The 21,832-nt window shown below is 66.9% G+C and carries 21 protein-coding genes; 15 read left to right on the forward strand and 6 right to left on the reverse strand.

The features are described from left to right. The first annotated feature begins 4 nt into the window (after window positions 1-4). The 4 genes from ACPEH1_RS01885 to ACPEH1_RS01900 all read left to right on the forward strand — a co-directional run bounded on the left by ACPEH1_RS01885 (window position 5) and on the right by ACPEH1_RS01900 (window position 4,888). Entirely contained in the window at window positions 5-1,645 is a 1,641-nt protein-coding gene (locus tag ACPEH1_RS01885; RefSeq protein WP_423715147.1) for a hypothetical protein, read from the forward strand. A 98-nt stretch (window positions 1,646-1,743) separates the two neighbouring features. Next, complete coding sequence (locus tag ACPEH1_RS01890) at window positions 1,744-2,715, forward strand: HlyD family efflux transporter periplasmic adaptor subunit (RefSeq protein ID WP_423715149.1); 972 nt, start codon at window positions 1,744-1,746, stop codon at window positions 2,713-2,715. A gap of 125 nt (window positions 2,716-2,840) precedes the next feature. Further along, entirely contained in the window at window positions 2,841-3,776 is a 936-nt protein-coding gene (locus tag ACPEH1_RS01895; RefSeq protein WP_423715168.1) for an ABC transporter ATP-binding protein, read from the forward strand. Next, window positions 3,773-4,888, forward strand: a complete 1,116-nt coding sequence (locus ACPEH1_RS01900) for an ABC transporter permease (protein WP_017356125.1) — start codon at window positions 3,773-3,775, stop codon at window positions 4,886-4,888. Before ACPEH1_RS01895 ends, ACPEH1_RS01900 begins: the two co-directional genes overlap by 4 nt. A gap of 31 nt (window positions 4,889-4,919) precedes the next feature. Here ACPEH1_RS01900 and miaB read toward each other — a convergent pair whose 3' ends face one another. Then, window positions 4,920-6,365, reverse strand: coding sequence for a tRNA (N6-isopentenyl adenosine(37)-C2)-methylthiotransferase MiaB (miaB, locus tag ACPEH1_RS01905; RefSeq protein WP_423715151.1), 1,446 nt, complete (start codon window positions 6,363-6,365; stop codon window positions 4,920-4,922). A gap of 207 nt (window positions 6,366-6,572) precedes the next feature. On the opposite strand from miaB, the gene ACPEH1_RS01910 reads away from it, so the two are divergent. From ACPEH1_RS01910 to ACPEH1_RS01935, 6 genes are all read left to right on the forward strand, one after another. Next, a complete protein-coding gene (locus ACPEH1_RS01910) occupies window positions 6,573-7,517 on the forward strand; it encodes a lytic transglycosylase domain-containing protein (protein WP_136007008.1) in 945 nt (314 codons plus the stop codon). Between the two features lie 214 nt (window positions 7,518-7,731). Further along, window positions 7,732-8,352: a ubiquinol-cytochrome c reductase iron-sulfur subunit gene (gene petA / locus ACPEH1_RS01915; protein ID WP_017354852.1), complete on the forward strand. Its 621-nt coding sequence runs from the start codon at window positions 7,732-7,734 to the stop codon at window positions 8,350-8,352. 2 nt (window positions 8,353-8,354) lie between these two features. Further along, window positions 8,355-9,614, forward strand: coding sequence for a cytochrome b (locus tag ACPEH1_RS01920; RefSeq protein ID WP_017354851.1), 1,260 nt, complete (start codon window positions 8,355-8,357; stop codon window positions 9,612-9,614). Continuing rightward, window positions 9,607-10,353, forward strand: coding sequence for a cytochrome c1 (locus ACPEH1_RS01925; protein ID WP_017354850.1), 747 nt, complete (start codon window positions 9,607-9,609; stop codon window positions 10,351-10,353). The genes ACPEH1_RS01920 and ACPEH1_RS01925 overlap by 8 nt, the downstream gene beginning before the upstream one ends. 163 nt (window positions 10,354-10,516) lie before the next feature. Then, a complete protein-coding gene (locus ACPEH1_RS01930) occupies window positions 10,517-11,152 on the forward strand; it encodes a glutathione S-transferase N-terminal domain-containing protein (protein WP_017354849.1) in 636 nt (211 codons plus the stop codon). Window positions 11,153-11,290: 138 nt separating this feature from the next. Then, entirely contained in the window at window positions 11,291-11,734 is a 444-nt protein-coding gene (locus ACPEH1_RS01935; protein WP_017354848.1) for a ClpXP protease specificity-enhancing factor, read from the forward strand. Between the two features lie 98 nt (window positions 11,735-11,832). Here the strand turns inward: ACPEH1_RS01935 and ACPEH1_RS01940 are convergent, their stop codons facing one another. The 4 genes from ACPEH1_RS01940 to ACPEH1_RS01955 all read right to left on the reverse strand — a co-directional run bounded on the left by ACPEH1_RS01940 (window position 11,833) and on the right by ACPEH1_RS01955 (window position 14,519). After that, window positions 11,833-12,189 carry a DUF3301 domain-containing protein gene (locus ACPEH1_RS01940; protein ID WP_017354847.1) on the reverse strand — a complete coding sequence of 119 codons (357 nt, stop codon included), beginning with the start codon at window positions 12,187-12,189 and terminating at the stop codon, window positions 11,833-11,835. Window positions 12,190-12,272: 83 nt separating this feature from the next. Then, a complete protein-coding gene (locus ACPEH1_RS01945; protein WP_423715152.1) occupies window positions 12,273-13,292 on the reverse strand; it encodes a DUF2272 domain-containing protein in 1,020 nt (339 codons plus the stop codon). Window positions 13,293-13,395: 103 nt separating this feature from the next. Beyond that, complete coding sequence (nadC, locus tag ACPEH1_RS01950) at window positions 13,396-14,253, reverse strand: carboxylating nicotinate-nucleotide diphosphorylase (protein WP_026070577.1); 858 nt, start codon at window positions 14,251-14,253, stop codon at window positions 13,396-13,398. Next, a complete protein-coding gene (locus tag ACPEH1_RS01955) occupies window positions 14,250-14,519 on the reverse strand; it encodes a Trm112 family protein (RefSeq protein ID WP_017354844.1) in 270 nt (89 codons plus the stop codon). The genes nadC and ACPEH1_RS01955 overlap by 4 nt, the downstream gene beginning before the upstream one ends. Window positions 14,520-14,577: 58 nt before the next feature. Here ACPEH1_RS01955 and purE point away from each other — a divergent pair, with 58 nt between their 5' ends. Continuing rightward, window positions 14,578-15,081 carry a 5-(carboxyamino)imidazole ribonucleotide mutase gene (gene purE / locus ACPEH1_RS01960; RefSeq protein WP_017354843.1) on the forward strand — a complete coding sequence of 168 codons (504 nt, stop codon included), beginning with the start codon at window positions 14,578-14,580 and terminating at the stop codon, window positions 15,079-15,081. A gap of 2 nt (window positions 15,082-15,083) precedes the next feature. Then, complete coding sequence (locus tag ACPEH1_RS01965; RefSeq protein ID WP_423715154.1) at window positions 15,084-16,226, forward strand: 5-(carboxyamino)imidazole ribonucleotide synthase; 1,143 nt, start codon at window positions 15,084-15,086, stop codon at window positions 16,224-16,226. Window positions 16,227-16,293: 67 nt separating this feature from the next. Here the strand turns inward: ACPEH1_RS01965 and ACPEH1_RS01970 are convergent, their stop codons facing one another. Further along, a complete protein-coding gene (locus ACPEH1_RS01970; protein WP_423715155.1) occupies window positions 16,294-16,875 on the reverse strand; it encodes a superoxide dismutase in 582 nt (193 codons plus the stop codon). Between the two features lie 118 nt (window positions 16,876-16,993). Here ACPEH1_RS01970 and grxD point away from each other — a divergent pair, with 118 nt between their 5' ends. The 3 genes from grxD (at window position 16,994) to ACPEH1_RS01985 (ending at window position 21,635) form a co-directional block, all read left to right on the forward strand. After that, window positions 16,994-17,314, forward strand: coding sequence for a Grx4 family monothiol glutaredoxin (grxD, locus tag ACPEH1_RS01975; protein WP_136006998.1), 321 nt, complete (start codon window positions 16,994-16,996; stop codon window positions 17,312-17,314). Next, window positions 17,311-18,051 (forward strand): SDR family NAD(P)-dependent oxidoreductase, encoded by a 741-nt coding sequence (locus tag ACPEH1_RS01980; RefSeq protein WP_423715156.1) that lies wholly within the window; start codon window positions 17,311-17,313, stop codon window positions 18,049-18,051. Before grxD ends, ACPEH1_RS01980 begins: the two co-directional genes overlap by 4 nt. Before the next feature lie 335 nt (window positions 18,052-18,386). Then, window positions 18,387-21,635 carry a TonB-dependent receptor gene (locus ACPEH1_RS01985; protein ID WP_017356377.1) on the forward strand — a complete coding sequence of 1,083 codons (3,249 nt, stop codon included), beginning with the start codon at window positions 18,387-18,389 and terminating at the stop codon, window positions 21,633-21,635. Window positions 21,636-21,832 lie beyond the last annotated feature (197 nt).

A 21,832-nucleotide genomic window follows, 5' to 3' on the forward strand; every position in this document is an offset into this window, starting at 1 on the left:
AAGGATGAGCATTGCACGCCGACTGGCGCCCGCTGCGCTGCTCACGTTGGTGCTGTCTGCACAGGCCGCTGCCAACTGCTCGGACCGTGCCGATCTGCTCGTGTCGCCCGTCGCCGGTGTGAGCCTTATGTTCACGGGCACTACGGGCCAGTGGGTCTCCCTCTTGGGGCCGCAGACCTATGACGAGGGTACTGTGGATGTTCCCGCCCTGGTGCCGACCGTGGCGGAGCTGAAGCGGGGCATGTTGGGGGCCGCGGAAGGCCAAGCGGTGTATCTGGAGCCGGATGGCAACGGTGGACAGCGCATATGCAGGGTTGAGCATTGGGAGAACCGAACGTTCGATCGGATGCAGCCACCACAACCCGATGGCACGCCGGGGCTGCGTCATGACAGGGAAAACAAGGTGCGGGCCGTTCCGTATCGCCGCCGGCCAGGCCAGGAGCGGAACCCGATCCTGGCCAAACTGACCCCGTACTACTATATGGCACGTGTGGATGCGTACTTCTACGATCAGGGCGGGCATCTGGTCGAGGCCAGGGTGCAGGAGACCGAGGATGTGAACGCACTCCGCCAGCGCTACCCCACGGAGCTGATGATCGACCGCCTGACGTTCTGCGCGCGCTACAACGCCCAAGGGCAGTTGATCTGGACCACGGGGGAGATGAGCGAGGTCATGGCTGAGGTGCCGGGCGCCCAATGTGAGGGGCTTCAGACCGGGCGGGTGGAAACCACTTCTTATAGCTACCATGCCGATGGCAGCCTGCTGGCACGACTCTTCGTGCCGAAAAAAAGGGATGCAGCCGAGCCCAGGGGCGAAGGGCTTGCACTGGACGCGGACGAGTGGTGGGGGCAGGGTACCGCATGGCCCAGCGCCTCTGTCCCGCAGCACGAGCGGAAGCTCGTGTATTTCGGCTTTACGAACAAGGCGGGAATCCTCGGGCTGTACACCGAAAACACGGGGCTCGCGGCCTATGACGCGCAGCCGCCGTACAAGGAATTGTTGCGCGATCCGAACAGAAAGCTGAGGTACGACTTCCCGCAGCCGGTTCCGCTGTCCGTCGTTGATGACCACTTCGCCACCCTCGACAAGTACCCGCGTGTGCGACGCTACCCGCACCAAAGCGGTTTGAATGTCATCGAATTCTTCGATGGAAACAGTCGCACGCCTCGGCTTCGTCAATGGCGTTCGGTGGAACTCAGTCGCCAGGAGACCTACAACGCCGAGGGAAAGCGGGTCCAGGTGATCTACTCCGGTGGCCGGGCACTTAAGGTCTATCCAGAAGACCTCCGGCGCTATGCCGAAAGCGGCGTACTCAAGGTCACGCCCACCAGAAGCGGCTACGCCAGTTATCGTGTCTACACCTACGATGCCAACGGCAAGGAGAGCCTGACCTTTGTCTGCTGGCAGCACGATGTGCCCAGCGACAGGCCGCTGCATCGTTTTCCGTGGTGGACGCCTGATCCCGCACCGACGCCCACGCGCGGCCGCGAAGCGGCGCTGATCTACGGCATGAAGAACGTCGCCAACCGCTGCGGCAGGCCGGATGGCACGATGCTGATCCAGGGGATGGGGCCGATCAACACGTATATGGCCACGCAGTTTGGATATGACGTGGAGCAGCTGGTCTACGACAAGGGGCGCTGAGGCCGGTGGCAACACTGCAAGCCCGCCCGCGCCTCCTTCACGGCTGACCACCGGGTCGCGAGGCAGCATGGTGCGGTCCGCACCGATCGGTACCTGTGATGGCTGCTTCGCTCTGCTCCCGCCTGCTTCGTCTCGGTGTGCCGGCGGCACTGCTGCTCCTCGCCGCCTGCCGGCCGGCGCCCCCCGAGGCCTTGGGCACGCTCGAATGGGACCGGATCACGGTGCCGTCGCCGGCGGCCGAAACCATCGTGGCGGTGTCCGTGCGCGAAGGCCAGCGCGTGCCGGCCGGTGCGCCCCTGCTGCAGTTGGAGACCACCCGCACGGCCGCGCAGATGGCCGCGCTGCAGGCGCAGGCGCAGCGCGCCGGGCAGGCACTGGAGGAACTCGAACACGGGCCACGGGTGGAGGAGGTCGCGCAGGCCCGCGCAAACGTGGCCGCCGCCAGGGCGCAGGCCGTGGACGCAGCGGCGTACTACGCCCGGCTGCAGCCGCTCGGCCAGCAGCGGCTCGTGGCGGCCGCCGACGTGGATCGCGCGCGTGCCGCCGCCGGCAATGCCGACGGCCTCGTGCGTGCGGCCGAGCAGGCGCTGCTGGCACTGGAACACGGCACGCGTGTCGAGCAGATCGGGCAGGGCGCCGCAGCGCTGGAGGCCGCGCAGGCGCAGCAGGCCGAGCAGGCCGTGACCCTGCGCAAGCTGGCGCTGGTCGCGCCGCGCGCTGGCGTGGTGGACGCGTTGCCGTATCGGCTCGGCGACCAGGCCCCGGTCGGTGCGCCGCTGGCGGTACTGCTGGTGGGCAAACATCCCTACGCACGTGTCTATCTGCCATCGCCGCTGCGAACGTCGGTGGCCGTCGGCTCGGGCGCGCAGGTGTACGTGGAGGGCCGGGAGACAGCGTTGTCCGGACGGGTCCGCGCGGTCCGCAGCGATCCGGTGTTCACGCCGTACTACGCGTTGAGCGGCGATGACGCCGCCCGCCTGAGCTACCTGGCCGAGATCGAACTGATCGACACCGATGCCGCCACGCTGGCGCGACTGCCGGCCGGGCTGCCGGTGCGGGTGACATTCTGATGGCCGTCGACCCCGTCGACCCCGTCGACCCCGTCGACCCCGTCGACCCCGTCGACCCCGTCGACCCCGTCGCCGCCCAGCCATCCGAGCCGGCAACGGGCAAGGGCGGGCAGGACGACCTGGCCATCCGGGCGCGCGGGCTGACCAAGCGCTTCGGTGCACTGGTGGCGGTCGACCATGTGGACCTGAGCGTGCCGCGCGCCGCTGTCTACGGCTTCCTCGGCCCCAACGGATCGGGCAAGTCCACCACCATCCGCATGCTGTGTGGCCTGCTGACCCCGTCCGAGGGCGACATCGAGGTGCTCGGTCTGCGCATTCCCGAGCAGGCCGAAGCGCTGCGGCGGCGCATCGGCTACATGACCCAGCGGTTCTCGCTGTTCGAGGACCTGACCGTGCGCGAGAACCTGGAGTTCCTCGCGGCGGTGCAGGACATGCCGCGCGCCGACGCGCGACGACGTATTGGAGAGCTGGTCGAGCAGTACCACTTCCAGGACCGCCAGACGCAGTTGGCCGGCACCCTCAGTGGCGGCCAGAAGCAACGGCTGGCCCTGGCCGGCGCGGTGATCCAGTCGCCGGAGCTGCTGTTCCTGGATGAACCCACCAGTGCGGTGGACCCGGAGTCGCGGCGCGACTTCTGGGAAAAGCTGTTCGACCTGGCCGACACCGGCACCACGCTGCTGGTGTCCACGCACTACATGGACGAAGCCGAGCGCTGCCATCGCCTGGCGATTCTGGATCAGGGCGTGCTGGTGGCTGATGGCAGCCCGGCCACGCTCACCGCCGCGCTGGAAGGACGTACGTTGGCGGTTTCGGCGCCGGAGCCGCGTCAGGCACAACGGGTGCTGGCGGCCGTGCCGGGGGTGCTCAGTGTGGCGCAGATCGGCAACAGCCTGCGGGTGCTGCTGGCGGCGCAGGACGATGCGCAGGGCAGGCTCGAGGCAGCCCTGCGACGCGGCGGCCAGCAGGCCGAGGTGACGCCGGTGGCGGCCAATCTGGAGGATGTCTTCGTCTCGGCCACGCGCGGACGCGAGGGTGGCCAGGCCGGGGACAGGGCGGCGTGAGTCTGCGCCGGCTCTGGGCAATCATCCTCAAAGAGCTGCGGCAGATGCGGCGCGACCGTATCACCCTGGCCATGATCGTCGGTATTCCGGTCATGCAGCTGGTGCTGTTCGGCTATGCGATCAACCTCAATCTGCGCAACCTGCATGCCGGGATTGCCGATCAGGCCGGGACCGCCGCGTCACGCGCGCTGGTGATGGATATGGTGGCGACCGGGGTGATCGCACCCACGTTGGCCGCGCGGACGCCGGATGAGCTGATGGCAGCGCTGCGGCACGGCCAGATCAGCGTGGGCGTGGTGATTCCGCCCGACTTCGAGCGCCGCCGCTTCGAGGGGCGCGAGGCGGTGCAGGTGCTGGTGGACGGCAGCGACACCGTCGTGCAGAGCGCGGCGATCCAGCTGGCGCAGGTGCCACTGGACAGCCAGCCGCTACGCAACGACCGGCCGCTGCGCAGCGGCGCGGTGGGCGGGGGCGGGCAGATCAGCGTGGTTGCGTTCTACAACCCGCAGCGGCGCTCGGCGGTGAACATCGTGCCGGGTCTGATCGGCATCATCCTGACCATGACGATGGTGATGTTCACGGCGGTGGCGATCGTGCGCGAACGCGAACGCGGCAACATGGAGTTGCTGATCGCCACACCGTTGAGCCGCAGCGAGCTGATGATCGGCAAGGTGCTGCCGTATGCGGCGATCGGTCTGATCCAGACCACGCTGGTGCTGCTGCTGGGCCTGTGGCTGTTCGAGGTGCCGATCCGCGGCAGCGTGGTGGACGTCTATCTGGCGGCGATGCTGCTGATCACCGCCAACCTCACCCTGGGCCTGCTGATCTCGACCAAGGCGCAGTCGCAGTTCCAGGCCATGCAGATGACCATGTTCGTGTTCCTGCCGTCGATCCTGCTGTCCGGTTTCATGTTCCCGTTCGCGGGCATGCCGCGAACGGTGCAGTGGCTGGCCGAGGTGCTGCCGCTGACGCACTTCCTGCGCCTCATCCGCGGCATCATGCTGCGCGGCGCGCGGATCTGGGAGCTGTGGCCGGAGGTGCTGGCGCTGCTCGCCTTCATCGCGGTGATGATGACCCTGGCGATCCTGCGCTTCCGCAAACGCCTGGATTGAGTGGATGCCGACCGGCGGTCGGCACGCTCCCTCAGGCGACGACCATCCGTCCGCGCAGCGAATTGCTGTACGCCTCGGTGATCTCCACATCCACGAACTGGCCGATCAGACGCGGGTGCCCCGCGAAGTTCACCGAACGCATGTTCTCGCTCTTGCCGGTCAGTTCATCCGAGTTGCGCTTGGACGGCCCTTCCACCAGCACGGTCTGCACCGTGCCGACCATCTTCTCGGAGATCGCCGCAGCCTGCGCGTTGATCCGCGCCTGCAGGCGCGACAGGCGCGCGTGCTTCTCGGCGTCGCTGATCGTGTCTTCCAGGTCGGCCGCCGGGGTGCCGGGGCGGCGCGAGTAGATGAACGAGAAGCTCTGGTCGAAACCGATGTCTTCGATCAGCTGCATGGTCTTCTCGAAATCGGCCTCGGTCTCGCCCGGGAAGCCGACGATGAAGTCCGAACTGATCGAGATGTCCGGCCGCACCGCGCGCAGCTTGCGGATTTTGGACTTGAACTCCAGCGCGGTGTAGCCCCGCTTCATCGCCGACAGCACCCGGTCGCTGCCGGCCTGCACCGGCAGGTGCAGGAAGTTGGCCAGCTGCGGCACGTCGCGGTAGGCGTCCACCAGCGAGTCGCTGAACTCCAGCGGGTGCGAGGTGGTGAAACGGATCCGGCCAACCCCGTCGATCTCGGCGATGGTGCGGATCAGCAGGCCCAGGTCGGCGAACTCGCCCTCGCCATACGGGCCGCGGTAGGCATTGACGTTCTGGCCCAGCAGGTTGATTTCGCGCACGCCCTGTGCGGCCAGTTGCGCCACTTCCACCACCACGTCCTCGAACGGGCGGCTGACCTCGGTGCCACGGGTGTAGGGCACCACGCAGAACGAGCAGTATTTGGAGCAGCCTTCCATGATCGACACGAAGGCCGAGCCACCATCGGCACGCGGCTCAGGCAGACGATCGAACTTCTCGATTTCCGGGAAACTGATGTCGACCTGGGACCGGCCCGATGCACGGCGCTGGCGGATCAGCTCCGGCAGGCGGTGCAGCGTCTGCGGGCCGAACACCAGGTCCACGTGCGGGGCGCGCTTGATGATCGCCTCGCCCTCCTGCGACGCCACGCAGCCGCCCACGCCGATGATCACGCCCCGGCCGTTGTTCTTCAGCGCCTTCCAGTAGCCGAGCTGGCTGAACACCTTCTCCTGCGCCTTCTCGCGGATCGAGCAGGTGTTCATCAGCAGCACGTCGGCCTCGGACGGGTCGTCGGTCAGCTCCAGCCCTTCTTCGGCGGCCAGCACGTCGGCCATCTTGGCCGAGTCGTACTCGTTCATCTGGCACCCGTGGGTCTTGATGTACAGCTTGCCGCGGACGGGGCCGGTGACGGCCGGCCTGGCGCCGGGCAGCGGCAGCAGGTCGGGGCGGGGAGGGGTGGAGGGCACGGCGGAGCCGGCCGACGTCGGCACGGTCGAAGCTGGCGTCCCGGTCATGGCGCTTATTCCAGTCGGGTGGGCGGGCAGGCAGCCTGAACGGCTGCGGTGAGCCGCCCATTGTACCGGGTATCTGCCGGTCAGACCGGCGCCCGTCCCGCCCGCAGGCCGTCCCGGACGCCCCGATCCGTGACGTGCATCGGCTCCTGGGATACCCGGCCCGTCAAAGACTTGGCAAGCCGGGGTGAAACGGAGACACTCCGCTGCATGAAGGGGATCTTGGGGATCTTTGCGCTGGCCTTGGCTGCGCTGACCGCTGTGCCGGCCAGTGCGGGCACGCTGTACAAGTGCGTTGGCGCCGACGGCATTCCCAGCTACGTAAGCAAGCGCGTCTCCGCCGCGAGCTGCAGTGTGGTCAGCAGCTACCGTCCGGACCGCAGTGCGCCCCGCCGCCAGGCCGTGGCCGCGCCGGTCCCGCCGCCTGCGCCGGTGGCGCAGGCCGTCGCGGCCGCTCCGGCCGATGGCGCCAACGCCGGCACCGCGATCACCGCCACGGCATCGGCAGCGCCCGCCGCGACGGTGCTCAGCGCCCCGTCCGCGCCCGCCGCGCGCAAGGGCAAGGCCCAGCGCGTGGTCAACGGGCAGGTCTACACGTATATGAAGGATGGCGTGCGCCACTACACAAGCGCCCGTCCGGCGCAGGTGGCCAGCCTCGGCCAGGTGCGTACGATCCACTACAGCTTCATCGAGCGCTGCTATGCGTGCGGTGCCCAGCCGGGCGTCAACTTCGGCTCGGTGCGGCTCAATACCACCGCCTTCCAGGCCGAGATCGCCGCCGCCGCGCGCGAGTTCGGGGTCGAGGAAGCGGTGGTCCGCGCCATCATCCACGCCGAGTCGGCCTACAACCCCACCGCGCTCAGCCGCGCCGGCGCGCAGGGCCTGATGCAGCTGATGCCGCCCACTGCCCGCCGCTTCGGGGTCACCGACTCGTACGATGCCGCGCAGAACATCCGGGGGGGCGTGCAGTACCTGTCGTGGCTGCTCAAGCGCTTCAACGGCAACCTGACCCTGGCCGCGGCCGGCTACAACGCGGGTGAGGGTGCGGTGGACCGCCACGGCGGCGTACCGCCCTACAGTGAAACCCAGTATTACGTGAAGCGCGTTGCCCTGCTGGCCGACCGCTATCGGGGCGCGACAGCGTCCACGCAGTAGTGCCCGCTGGCCGCTTCGCCGCACGCCGAGACCGTCCGGAAGTGCCGGCTGCTGGCCGGCCCGACCGTTTCGCGCGTGACAGATCTTCGGCGGATGATCTGCGCGTTGTGTCGCTGAGTCAGGTTCCGCTATAGTCGGCTCTGATTCATCGTGGACTGGCCCCCACCGGTCTGCTGGCAGCCTCAAGCTACCTAAATCAATATCGGAGTGCCGGATGGCCAACGATGGGGTAAACGATCCAGTCAATACTGGACGTCGACGGTTTCTGTCAGCAACCACTGCGGTGGTTGGCGCGGTCGGCGTCGGATTTGCAGCGGTACCGTTCATCAAGTCCTGGAATCCCAGCGCCCGCGCCAAACTGGCCGGGGCGCCGGTGATCGCCGACATCAGTGCCCTGCAGGAAGGCCAGCGTCTGGTCCTGGAGTGGCGAGGGCAGCCGATCTGGATCGTCAAGCGGTCCAAGGCGATCCTCGATGCGCTGCATGGTCTGGACGGTCGCCTGAAAGATCCCGAGTCGGGCGAGAAGGAACAGCAGCCGGACTACGTGCTCAAGCAGAACCCCGAATTCCGTGCGATCAAGGCCGATGTCTCGGTCCTGGTCGGGCTGTGCACCCATCTGGGCTGCTCACCGGAAATGGTGGCCGAGATCCGTCCCGAGCCGTATGACCCGCAGTGGAAAGGGGGGTACTTCTGCCCCTGCCACAAGTCGCGCTTCGACATGTCCGGTCGCGTGTTCAAGGATGTTCCGGCGCCGATCAACCTGCTGGTGCCGCCGCACCACTACCAGGATGACAACACCATCATCATCGGCGTTGACCCGCAGGGGGCGGCTTGAGCATGGCCAATATCCTTACCCGCACCGCCACGGGCGTTGCCGACTGGGTCAATGCGCGCGCACCGGGCCTGATGCCGGTGTACCGCAAGCATGTGAGCGAGTACTACGCACCGAAGAACTTCAACCTCTGGTACTACTTCGGTTCGCTGGCGCTGCTGATCCTGGTCAATCAGATCGTGACCGGCATCTTCCTCACGATGCACTACAAGACCAACGCGGCCGAAGCGTTCGCCTCCATCGAATACATCATGCGCGATGTCGAGTGGGGCTGGCTGATCCGCTACATGCATTCGACCGGCGCCTCACTGTTCTTCATCGTGGTCTACCTGCACATGTTCCGCGGCCTGCTGTACGGCAGCTACCAGAAGCCGCGCGAGCTGGTGTGGATCCTCGGCATGCTGATCTACCTGGTGCTGATGGCCGAAGCCTTCATGGGTTACGTGCTGCCGTGGGGCCAGATGTCGTTCTGGGGCGCCAAGGTGATCATCTCGCTGTTCGGTGCCATTCCGGTGATCGGCAACGGCCTCACCGAATGGATCATGGGCGACTACCTGCCGAGCGATGCCACGCTCAACCGCTTCTTCGCGCTGCACGTGATCGCCCTGCCGCTGGTGCTGCTGCTGCTGGTGGTGCTGCACCTGGGGGCGCTGCACGAAGTGGGCTCCAACAATCCCGATGGCGTGGAGATCAAGAAGGGGCCCAAGGGCAACCGCTGGTCGGCCACGGCACCTGCGGACGGGATTCCGTTCCATCCGTACTACACGCTCAAGGACGGCGTGGGCGCCGGCTTCCTGCTGGTCATCGCCGCGTTCATCATCTTCTTCGCCCCGGCGTTCGGCGGCCTGTTCCTCGAACACGACAACTTCACCGAGGCCAACCGCCTGGTAACGCCCGAGCACATCAAACCGGTCTGGTACTACACCCCGTACTACGCGATGCTGCGGGTGGTGCCGAACAAGCTGGGCGGGGTGATCGTGATGTTCTCGGCGATCGCGATCCTGTTCCTGGTGCCGTGGCTGGATCGGGCCCGGGTCAAGTCGTACCGCTACCGGGGCCTGCTCTCGCGCGGTCTGCTTGGCATGTTCGCGGTCTGCTTCGTCTGGCTGGGCGTGATCGGGTCCGGCCCGGGCACCGATGTGCATGAAACCTACATCGGGCGGGTGTTGACCTTCCTGTACTTCGCCTTCTTCATCACCATGCCGCTATGGACCAAGCTGGACAGGACCAAGCCGGTACCGGACCGGGTGACCACGCATGACTGACCACTGGATTGTCCGGCTGGCCTGCGCGGCCGCCCTGCTGCTGGCCAGCACCCTGGCCGGTGCCGCCGAGGGCGGCAAGACGCTGCAGGCCGGCAACGACCTCAGCGACCGCGCCTCGCTGCAGCGCGGCGCGCAGCTCTACATGAACTACTGCTCGGGCTGCCACGCACTGAAGTACCTGCGCTACTCGCGCATGGCCGAGGATCTGGGGCTGAGCGAGGAGGAGGTGATGAACAACCTCAACTTCACCGGCACGCCGATCGGCGAACCGATCCCGGTATCGATGCCCAAGGCGCCGGCGGAGAAATGGTTCGGCAAGATGCCGCCGGACCTGAGCCTGATTTCGCGTGTGCGGGGCAGCGACTGGGTGTACACCTATCTCAAGTCTTTCTATCTGGACCCCTCACGCCCGCTGGGATGGAACAACACGCTGTTCCCCAATGCGTCCATGCCCAACCCGCTGTGGGAAATGCAGGGCCTGCAGCACGCCGTGCACGGCAAGCCCGACGCACCCGGTGCCGACGCGCCGGTGATCGGGCTCAAGCTCGCACAGCCGGGCAATGTCGACCCCGGCCAGTACGACCAGACGGTACGCGACATCACCAACTTCCTGGAGTACGCCGGCGAGCCGGCGGCACTGAAGCGGCAGAAGCTGGGGGTGTGGGTCATCCTTTTCCTGGCGTTCCTGACCTTCCTGGTCTATCTGCTGAAGAAGGAATACTGGAAGGACGTGCACTGAACGGGGAGTGCGCCGGCGCTGCGATTCATGGCTACCGGCATGAGACGCATGGCCTATTGGCTTTTGTGATGTGCAGTTGCACACTCGGGTACTGTGACGACTGCCAGCACTGGGCTGGTGGCGCCGATACGACCGGCGGTTTCCGGTCGTTGGAGAGCCTTTGATGGCGGCGAGCGTACGCATGCGGAATACCCTGACGCTGTTTTCCTCGAACGACGATGTCCTGTGCCATCGCGTGCGGCTGGTGCTGGCGGCCAAGGGCGTCACTTACGACCTCGTTCCGGTCGATCCGCAGAATCCGCCCGAGGACCTCATCGACCTCAATCCGTACCACTCGGTGCCCACCCTGGTGGAGCGTGAGCTGGTGCTGTATGCGGCGTCGGTGGTCAGCGAGTATCTGGACGAACGTTACCCGCATCCGCCGCTGATGCCGGTCGATCCGCTGTCCCGTGCGCGCATCCGTCTGGCCATGCTTCGCATCGAGCACGACTGGGTGCCGCAGGTGCAGGCCATCCAGCTGGGCAACAAGACCCAGGCCGAAGCCGGCCGCAAGCGCCTGCGCGAGCTGTTGACCAGCGCAGTGCCGCTGTTCAAGGCCAGCAAGTTCTTCCTGAACCCGGAAATGAGCCTGGCCGACTGCGCAATGGCACCGATCATCTGGCGCCTGCAGTCCCTGGACGTGGCGCTGCCCAAGGATGGCAAGTCGATCGAGGATTACGGCAACCGCATTTTCCGCCACCCCGGCTTCATCCGCAGCCTGACCGACCAGGAAAAGAAGCTGCGCGATCTGCCCACCTGAGCCGCGCGCGCCGCTGTCGGCGACTGCATCGACGCTTTACGCCCCGCGCGCCGATGCTGACCGGTGCGGGTGCTGGCGCGTACACTTGCACCAGGCAATCCGGATCAAGAGCAGCCGAGCACGGCTCGGCTCTACCACATGACTGAAGACACTTTCCGCATGACCAGCCACCGCCCGTACCTGTTGCGGGCCTTGGTGGAATGGATCAACGACAATGACCTGACCCCGCATATCCTGGTCGACGCGGGCATGCCCGGCGTGCAGGTTCCGCAGAGCGCGGTGAAGGATGGCCGGGTGGTGCTGAATATCGCCGAGCGCGCTGTGGTCCGGCTGCACATCGACAACGAGAGCGTGAGCTTCTCGGCGCGGTTCTCCGGCACCAGTTATCCGGTGCAGGTGCCGATCTCGGCCGTGCTGGCGGTCTATGCCCGCGAAACCGGGCAGGGCATGGCGCTGCCGGACGATATCCCGGGCCACGACCCGGGCCCGGACGACGAACTCCCGCCGGACGATTCCCCGACGCCGCCGGACGACGCACCGCCCAAGCCCACTGGCCGCCCGCACCTGCGCGTGGTCAAGTAACGCACCCCGTAGAGCCGGGTTCTACCCGGCTGGTGGTGCCCGTATCCAACATGCAGCCGGGCAGCAGCAGCCGGGTAGAACCCGGCTCTACGGACGCATCACACGTCTTCGGCGTCGCGGGTCTCCACATCGCGGCGGATCTCGCTGATCCGGGCTGCTGACGGCCCGACGAAGGCGACCAGCTGGTCGCCGCGCAGCACCATGCGGCCGCTGTGGCGGTCCACGCCGTCGTGCGAATACTCGAACTTGAAGGTGCGCTCCCAGCCCAGCCAGCCCGTTTCTTTGCGCACCACGCGCAGGCCGGTGGCATGCACGCTCTGGTCCAGCCACTGCACGTTGGCGGCGTTGCACGCATTGCGGCCAAGTTCGCCGGCGCGTTCGGCGGCGGCGCGCGAGGAGTTCCAGAAGGCGTAGACAAACGCGCCGGCAATCATCAACAGGATCAGGCTGGGCATCGGCGGCTCGGTACGATCAGGGCAGGTGGCCTTCAAAGATGGCGACGAATGCGGCGCGGATCAAGCCGCCCGCGGCGACGCGATCACCGTGTCGTCGTCGTGGGAGGCGGCGGAGCGGGACGCTGCGGCGCGATCTGTGGCGTGGACGGGGCATCCGGTAGCGGCGGCGCAGTCACGCCCGCAGGGTCCGGGGCGACCACCGGCAGCGCGGCCGGCGTCGCTGCCACCAGCTTCAGCAGCGCGGCCCAGTCCTGCCGGTTGAAGCTGCATTCGTCTTCCCGGCCCGGCGTGCAGCCCGGGTCCACGCCGTCGCCGGCGCTGGCCTTGGCCGGTGGCAGCTCGATGCGGCCGCTGCGGTCCAGCGACAGCTTGCGCATCGCCACCGTGTTCATCACGTTGCCGCCGACCAGGTACAGGGTCCGGTCGCCGCCCACGTTGGCGGCGATCACTACTTCGCAGTGTGACTTCCAGTGCGCTGCCCCGCCGCTGGCGAGGGACTGCACCAGGCCGCTGTAGCTCAGCGTCTGGCGGCGATCGCGCAGGAAGCAGAGCAGATCGCCCGGGGCGGGTTTGTCCTGCGCCGGATCGGTCATGCGGTACGGCCCGCTGTTCTGGTACGCAGCGCGGATGTAGTCGATGTGGCGCGGCGAGCGGGTGAAGCCGGGCACGCCGGCGCGTGTCATCACCCAGGAAATGAAGGCCGCCGACCACGGGTTGTCGATCAGGAACGCGCGGCAGTCGCTGTCGGTGTAGCGGGTGCCGAGCGGGGCCATGCAGCTGGACGCGCCGGGCTGGTCGCCCATTGGTGACAGCGTCCCGCTCTCACGCCAGTAGCCCACCACCCGCTGCCAGGCGATCAGCCCGTTGTCGGCCAGGTGCTCGCGCTCGGCTTCGGTGACGCTCAGGCTGGCCGCGCGCCCGTCGCGGTCGATGAAGGGGCGGAACCAGAGCCGGTGTTCATTGCAGGCGGTCTGTACGATGTTCACCGCCAGCGGACTCAACCCGTAGCGTGGCGGGATGTCGCAGACTTCGGCGGCCGACGCGGTGGCCGGCATCAGCATCGCCAGCGGCGACAAGCATGCAAGCAGAGACAGGGGGCGCATGCGCGCTCTCCGGGTGGGGGCAACACGAGCCTCGCAGACCCGGGCTGCCGACGCCGTGAACGTGGGGGGCGGTGGGGCCGACCGATGACCGGCACGCGCCGCGTCAGCCTGGCGGCGGCCCCAGCTTCAGCGACAGGTCGATCGCCTGCACGTGCTTGGTCAGTCCGCCGATCGAGATGCAGTCCACACCGTCCTCGGCAATGGCGCGCAGCCCGGCCAGGTCCACGCTGCCGGAGACTTCCAGAGGAATCCGGCCGGCGGCGATGCGCACCGCCTCGCGGCGCAGGTCGGCGTCGAAGTCGTCGATCAGGATGCGCTCGCAGCCTGCCGCCAGCGCGTCGCGCAGCTGCGTCAGGTCTTCGACCTCGACCACCAGCGGCAGATCGGGCCACTGCGCACGCGCTGCCTGCACCGCAGCGGTCAGCGAGCCGGCCGCGCGGATGTGGTTCTCCTTGAGCATCACCGTGTCGAACAGCCCCAGGCGATGGTTGTCGCCGCCGCCGCAGCGGACCGCGTACTTCTGCGCCATGCGCAGCCCCGGCAGGGTCTTGCGGGTGTCCAGGATGCGGGTGCCGGTGCCGGCCACCGCCGCGACGTAGCGCGCCGTGGTGGTCGCCGTGCCGGACAGCGTCTGCAGGAAGTTCAGCGAGGTGCGTTCGGCACTGACCAGGCTGCGGTTGCGGCCGTGCAGGATCGCCAGCACGGTGCCGGCCCGGACGGCATCGCCCTCGGCCACGCGCCAGTCGATGGTCACGTCCGGATCAAGCGCGCGGTGGGTGGCGTCGAACCACGGCCGGCCGGCGATCACCGCGTCCTGCTTGCACAGCAGGTACGCGCAGTCCGGGCGGTCGGGCAGCAGGGCGGCGGTGACATCACCGGTGCCGATGTCTTCCGCCAGCGCACGGGCGACATCCTCGGCCACCACGGCCGCGGACGGGACGGGCAACGGAGCCGGGCTCATTTTTCCGGGAAATCGGCGATCTGCGCCGTCTCGATGGCCTCCTCGGCCAGCAGCACCGGAATGCCGTCATCGACACGGAACACCTGCTTGCGGTCACGCGTCAGCAGCGCTTCGCGCAGGGGCTGGGTCTGGGGGCTGCCGTCGGCCTTGGCCACGCCGCCGGCACCGATGGCGCGGTTGAGCGCGTCGAGGGCCTTGGCATCGAGCAGGGACAGGGGCTGGCGCGTGTCGGGCGAGCACAGCAGGTCGAGCAGCTTGCGGTCCATGATTCTTCGTCTTGCGTGGAAGATGGCTAGAATACGTCTTTAAGGCAGGTGACGGCCAATGACCCCCAACCAAACCGCGCCGCTCGTCGGCATCGTCATGGGTTCCCGCTCCGACTGGGAAACCATGCAGCACGCAGCCCAGAAGCTCGATTCGCTGGGTGTTCCCTACGAAGTGAAGGTGGTATCGGCGCACCGCACGCCGGACGTGCTGTTCACCTACGCCGAGCAGGCCGGGCCCCGGGGCCTGCGGGCGATCATCGCCGGCGCCGGCGGCGCCGCGCACCTGCCGGGCATGATCGCGGCCAAGACCGCCGTGCCGGTGCTGGGTGTGCCGGTGCAGTCCAAGGCCCTCAACGGCATGGATTCGCTGCTGTCGATCGTGCAGATGCCGGCCGGCATTCCGGTTGCCACCTTCGCCATCGGCAATGCCGGCGCGTCCAATGCGGCGCTGTTCGCCGCCGCCATGCTGGCCTCGGACCAGCCGGCCATCGGCCAGGCGCTGGAGGCCTTCCGCGCCCGCCAGACCGAAGACGTCATGGCCCACGACGACCCGCGTCAATGAGCATGAAGACTGTCGGAATCCTGGGGGGCGGCCAGCTGGCGCGCATGATGGTGCTGGCCGGCGCGCCGCTGGGGCTGCGTTTCGAGTTGTTCGACCCGGCTGCCGATGCCTGTGGCGCCCAGGTGGCGCCGCTGCAGGTGGCCGCCTTCGAGGACGAGGCCGCGCTGGCCGCGTTCGCGGCGCGGGTGGACGTGGTGACGTTTGATTTCGAGAATGTTCCCGCGCACAGCGCCCGCTTCCTGGCCGAGCGCGTGCCGGTGTATCCGAACCCGGATGCGCTGGCCGTGGCCCAGGACCGGCTCAGCGAAAAAACCCTGTTCCAGCAGCTGGGCATTCCGCTGCCGCCGTTCGCCGATATCCGCAGCCGCGACGAGCTGGCTGCCAGGGTCGCCGAGTTCGGCATGCCCTGCATCGTCAAGACGCGCCGCCTGGGCTATGACGGCAAAGGTCAGTTCCGCATCCGCAGTACCGCCGACATCGACGCCGCCTGGGCCACCCTGGGCGATTACGTCGACCGCACCGGCCTGATCCTGGAGGGGTTCGTTGCCTTCGACCGCGAGGTCAGCGTGGTGGCCGTCCGTGGCCGCGACGGCGAGTTCCGCGCCTGGCCGGTGACCGGCAACTGGCACGTCGATGGCGTGCTGTCGGCCAGCGTGGCGCCGGCACGGCTGAGCCAGGCCCAGCATGAAGCCGCCATCGGCCATGCGCGGGCGCTGGCCGAACGCCTGGACTATGTCGGGGTGTTCGCGCTGGAGCTGTTCTGCCGCGGCGAGGAGCTGCTGGTCAACGAGATGGCGCCACGCGTGCACAACTCCGGCCACTGGACCATCGAGGGCAGTGAGACCTCGCAGTTCGAGAACCACCTGCGCGCGGTGCTCGGCCTGCCGCTGGGCGACACGCGCATGCTGGGCCATGCCTGCATGCTCAATTGGCTGGGCGCGATGCCCGATGCCGCGGCGGTACTGGCGCAGTCCGGCGGACACTGGCACGACTACGGCAAGCAGCCGCGCGACGGCCGCAAGGTCGGCCATGCCACGCTGCGCGACGATGATGCCCTGCGGCTGGCCGGGATGCTGCAGACGGTTGGCGGGCTGCTCGATCGCAACGCCCAGGTCGCCCCGGTGATCGACACACTGCGCGGCTGACCGGCAGGTCAGGGCCGCTGCCCGCCTGCGGTGGGTGCCGGCACGCGCCAGCACCCACGGGGAGCCGTCAGTCGCGCAGCTGCGACGCCACGAAGTCCCAGTTGACCAGTTTCCAGAATGCCTGCAGGTAGCGCGCGCGCTCATTCTGGTAGTCGGTGTAGTACGCGTGTTCCCATATATCGCACGCCAGCAGCGGGGTGCTGTTGCCCGTCAAAGCCGTGCCGGCGTTGCGCGTGGTCTGGATCGCCAGCGCGCCGCCGGGGTGCTGCACCAGCCAGACCCAGCCGGAGCCGAACAGGCCCAGCGCGGCCTGGTCGAACTCGTCGCGCAGGCGGCGCATATCGCCGAAATGGCGGGTCACCAGCTCGGCCAGGCGCCCCTGTGGATCGCCGCCGCCGCGTGGATGCAGGCAATGGAAGTAGAAACCGTGGTTCCAGGCCTGCGCGGCCGCGTCGAACAGGCTGCCCTGGCTGTGCCGGACCAGCTCGTCCAGGGCCAGGTCCTCCAGGTCGGTGCCGGCGATGCGGGCGTTGACCGCGTCGAGGTAGGCGCGGTAATGCCGACCGTGGTGCAGGTCCAGGCTCTCGGCCGACAGATGCGGTTGCAGGGCGGTGCGGTCGTAGGGCAGGCGGGGCAGTTCGAAGGGCATGGTCACCACGGGCAGGGAGGGGGCGCCGTATGCGGGGCCAGTAGGCTTACAATGGCAGGCGAGGGAAGTCTAGCCGACCGGTGAGGTCGGGTTGTCCCACATTGGAGGGAGAGTCGTAGTGGCGGTGATGCAGCAAATCCAGGCCGAAGTCGAACGTTACCCCCTCGTGCTGTTCATGAAGGGCACCCCGCAATATCCGATGTGCGGCTATTCCAGCCGCGCCATGCAGGCGCTGATGGCGGCCGGCGCGGTCGCGCTGCGCACGGTCAACGTGCTCGAAGAGCCGGAGATCCGCGCCAATCTGCCGCGTTTCTCGAACCTGCCGACGTTCCCGCAGCTGTTCATCCACGGTGAGCTCATCGGCGGCTGCGACATCGTGCTGGAGCTGTTCGAGTCCGGCGAGCTCAAGCGCATCGTCGAAGAGGCCTCCCAGGCATGAGTGCGGTCCCGTCCGTCGTGGTCGGGACCGGCGCACTGGCCGATCGTGTGATTCTCATTGCAGGCGCGGGCGGCGGCTTCGGCAGCGCCGTCGCCGTGGCCTGTGCCCGCGCCGGCGCCACGGTGGTGCTGCTGGGGCGCAAGCCACGCCGCCTGGACCGCGTCTATGCCGCCGTGCAGGCGGTCGGCCCCGAGCCGCTGCTGTACCCGATGGATCTGGAGGGCGCGACCCCGGACGACTACGCCACACTGGCCGAGCGCCTGCAGGGCGAGCTGGGGCGCCTGGACGGGCTGCTGTACTGCGCGGCCGATTTCGCCGGGCTGACCCCGTTCGAGCTGGCCGACCCGGCCGCGTTCGCGCGGGCCGTCCACGTCAATCTCACCGCACCGGCCTGGCTGATCCAGGCGTGCCTGCCGCTGCTGCGCCAGCGCGACGATGCCGCAGTGGTACTTACCGTGGATGATCCGACGCGGGTCGGGCAGGCCTACTGGGGCGGCTACGGCGTCGCCCAGCACGGGCTGCGGGGCCTGATTGCCTCCCTGCACGACGAACTGGGCCGCAGCCGGGTGCGGGTCAGTGGCCTGCAGCCGGGCCCGATGCGCACCGCCCTGCGGGCGCGCGCCTTCTCGCTGGATGAAGACCGCACCGCGCGTGACCCGGCCGACTGTGCCGATGCCGCCGTCCTGCTGCTGTCCGCCGCCGGCGCCCGCCACCGCGGCCAGATCGTCGAGGGCTGAGCACGGCAAAGGCGTCCGGGCCGCCCGTCCGGTCGCCCTGGTGCCCCAGCCCGCCCGCGCAGGCCCCCCCTGTGCACCGCTGAAGCCCGGAATACCGCATTCAGCCGGTCACACTCACATGTGAAGATGGCGTCACGATCCCGTTGGTATGGCGTGTGTTTTGTCGCCAAACCGTCACAATCCAACGGTACCGTGTTAATCTAGTGTTAACCGTTGCGGCTGAAACCAGCTCGCGGCTAGGGAACCCAGATAAAAGTCCAGTCAGCCGCCAGCAAGGCTGCTTGGACGCGTTTTTTTCTCCGCCATCGCCAATCTCGCATCGAGGCTACTCCCCAATGACCCACTCCCGTTGTCTCCGGATGTCCAAGCTGACGCTTGGTCTCGTGGCTGCACTTGCTGCCGCTCCCGCCTTCGCCCAGAGCACCTCTGCAGGTGTCGGCGGCCAGGTAATGTCGGCTGCAGGCGCGCCTGTCGCCGGTGCGGAAGTCACCATCACGCATACCGAGTCGGGCACGGTCAGCCGTGCGACCACCGATGCATCGGGTCGTTACAACGCGCGCGGCCTGCGCGTGGGTGGTCCGTACACCATCACCATCAACAAGCCCGGCGCTGGCACCAAGACCGAAGAGGGTGTCTACCTCGGCGTGAGCCAGTCGGCGACCGTCAACGCCACGCTGAGCGGTGATATGGCCGCGACCAACCTGGATGCCGTCCAGGTCACCGCCGTCGCGGCCGGCTCGGAAGTGTTCAGTGCGACCAAGATGGGCGCCGGTACGAACATCAGCCGTCAGACCATCGATGCACTGCCCTCGGCCGGTGGCAACATCCAGGATTACGTCCGTCTGGATCCGCGCATTGCGCAGACCAACAAGGCCGACGGTCAGATTTCCGTAGGCGGCCAGAACCCGAAGTACAACGCGATCCGCGTTGACGGCGTGTCGATCAGCGACACCTTCGGCCTGGAAGACAATGGCATGCCGACCCGTCGCCAGCCGGTTGCGATGGATGCGCTGGAAGCGATCAATGTCGACCTGTCCAGCTACGACGTCACCATTGCCGGCGCCACCGGTGCGGTGATCGACGCGGTGACCAAGTCCGGTACCAACGAGTTCCACGGTTCGGTCTACGGCTCGTACCGCGACGGCGATTGGTTCGGCAAGGACCCGGCCGGTTACAAGTTCGACGGCTTTGACAACGAGCGCACCTACGGCATGACGCTGGGCGGTCCGCTGGTCAAGGACAAGCTGTTCTTCTTCGCCAACTACGAAAAGCAGGAGTGGAAGTCTCCGGGCGCAAGCGTGGCCGACAGTGCGCTGGGCAACGGCACGATCAGCCAGGCCCAGATCAATGAAGCCACCCGTCTGGCCAGCACCCTGTACGGTGTTGATGCAGGCAGCGTTGGCGACGTCGATGGCAGCACCGACCTGGAAGAGTACGCGGTCAAGCTGGACTGGAACATCAACGACAATCATCGCGCCAGCTTCCGTTACAGCAAGGTCGAGCAGAACCAGGCACGTACTCCGACCACCGGCGGTTCAATCGTCAACCTGAGCTCCTCCTTCTTCCAGCAGCAGAAGACGATCGAAAACTATGTCGCCCAGGTCTTCAGTGACTGGACCGACAACTTCTCGACCGAGTTGAAGGCGTCGTACCGTGACTACACGTCGGCGCGCATCATGCCGGGCGAAAAAATCGCCACCACCAAGATCTTCTTCGGCGGCAACGTGGATTCTCCGACCGGTGAGTACATCATGTTCGGGCCGGACCCGAGCACCCCGGGCAACCTGCTGCAGACCAAGACCTGGAACGGCTACGCATCGGGCGTACTGACCCTCGGCGACCACGATGTCAAGTTCGGTACCGACTTCAGCAGCAACGACGTGTACAACATGTTCGTCCAGAACCTGTACGGCACGTACGAGTTCTTTGGCCTGGACAACTACGCTGCCGGCAACTGGAGCAACTATGTCCAGCACCTTCCGCAGCCGGGCCTGAGCGATGACACCATCGCCGCCAGCTTCAAGTACCGTGAGCTTGGCCTGTTTGCGCAGGACACCTGGTATGTCAACAACAACCTGACGCTGACCTATGGCGTTCGTGCCGACAAGCCGTCTGTCAGCGGTCGTCCGACCCTGAACGCGGCCGCCCTGGCCTCGTTCGGCCTGGACAACAGCTACGTCAACGGCAAGGACAAGTGGCTGGTTCAGCCGCGCTTCGGCTTCAACTACACCTTCGACTCGGACCGTCCGACGCAGCTGCGCGGTGGCGTGGGCCTGTTCCGCGGCGCATCGCCGCAGGTGTGGTTCGGCAATGCATTCAGCACCACCGGTCTCAACTACCTGCGCTACACGGGCGAGCAGGGCGGCACGATCAACTCGGGCAACTGGGCATATGAGCCGATCGTGGCGGATCAGGTCCGTCCGTCTGTCGGCACGCCGGAAACCAACGTCACCTACGTGAGCCCGGACTTCGAGCAGCCGTCGGTGTGGAAGGCCAACCTGGCGCTGGATCATGAGTTGCCGTGGTATGGCCTGGTCGCATCGGCCGAGTTGCTGGTGACCAAGGTCAAGAGCGATCTGTTCTACCGCAGCATCAACATCGGCGAGTCCACCTTCAAGGGTCAGGACGGTCGCGACATGTACTACGACCCGTCGCGCATCGGCCGTTCGTGGACCACCGGCAGCAATCGTTACAAGCGTGACCGGAACTTCGGCAACGTGTATGTGTTGGAAAACACCGACCAGGGCCGCAGCAGCCAGTTCACCGTTTCGTTGGCCAAGCCCTTCTCGCCGGAAAGTGACTGGAGCTGGAACGTGGGTTACACCTACACCGACTCCAGCATGGTCAGTGACATGACCAGCTCGACCGCCGGTTCGACGTGGAACTACAACTACATCTTCAATGCCAACGAAGAAACGATCGGTACCTCGCGTTACCAGATCCGCAATCGTGTCAGCAGCAGCATCAACTGGAGCCACAAGTTCTTCGGCGACTACAAGACCAGCGTAGGCATGTTCTACGAAGGTCGTAACGGCCGTCCGTTCAGCTACGTGTACTCCAACGATGCCAACGGCGAAGGCCGCAGCGGCAACGACCTGTTCTACGTGCCTGCCGGCCCTGGCGATGTGCTGTTCGGTACGCTGAGTGCGACGGGTCAGTTCACGGCCAACCCGGCGATGGAAAAGTCGTTCTTCGAATGGCTGTCCGCCAACCCGGATCTGGCCCGTTATGCTGGCCAGGCGGCACCGCGTAATTCCGGCCGTTCGTCCTGGGTGAACAGCTTCGATCTGCGCATCAGCCAGGAACTGCCGGGCTTCTTCAAGGGCCACAAGTCCGAGATCTGGCTCGATGTGATGAACATCGGCAACCTGATCAACAAGGACTGGGGCCATATTGAAGATTACGGCTTCTTCGCGAACCGTCGCGTGCTGACCGCTGCGGGCATGTATGACGGCAAGTATGTCTACAGCAACTTCAACCCGAACAATGTCGAGCGTCCGACGGTTGCCAATGGCAGCAACGGCAACGGCAACACCGGTGTGTCCCAGTGGTCGATGCAGCTGGGCTTCCGCTACAAGTTCTGATGAAGTGATCTAGCACCGCTGTACCCGGAACGGCCAGGGCAACCTGGCCGTTCTGCTGTCCGGCGCCCTGCTTGCTCCCGCGCCGGGTTGCGCGTATGCTCAATTGGTTGCGCCGAAAAAGGCGCACGTACGGCGGCCCAAGGCAGCGCCAGGGCGCCACACATCCAACGGTCGGGTCTCCCCGGCCGTTTTGCTTT

The organism is Stenotrophomonas sp. NPDC077421, assembly GCF_049545505.1.
In the GTDB taxonomy this organism is placed as follows: domain Bacteria; phylum Pseudomonadota; class Gammaproteobacteria; order Xanthomonadales; family Xanthomonadaceae; genus Stenotrophomonas; species Stenotrophomonas nematodicola.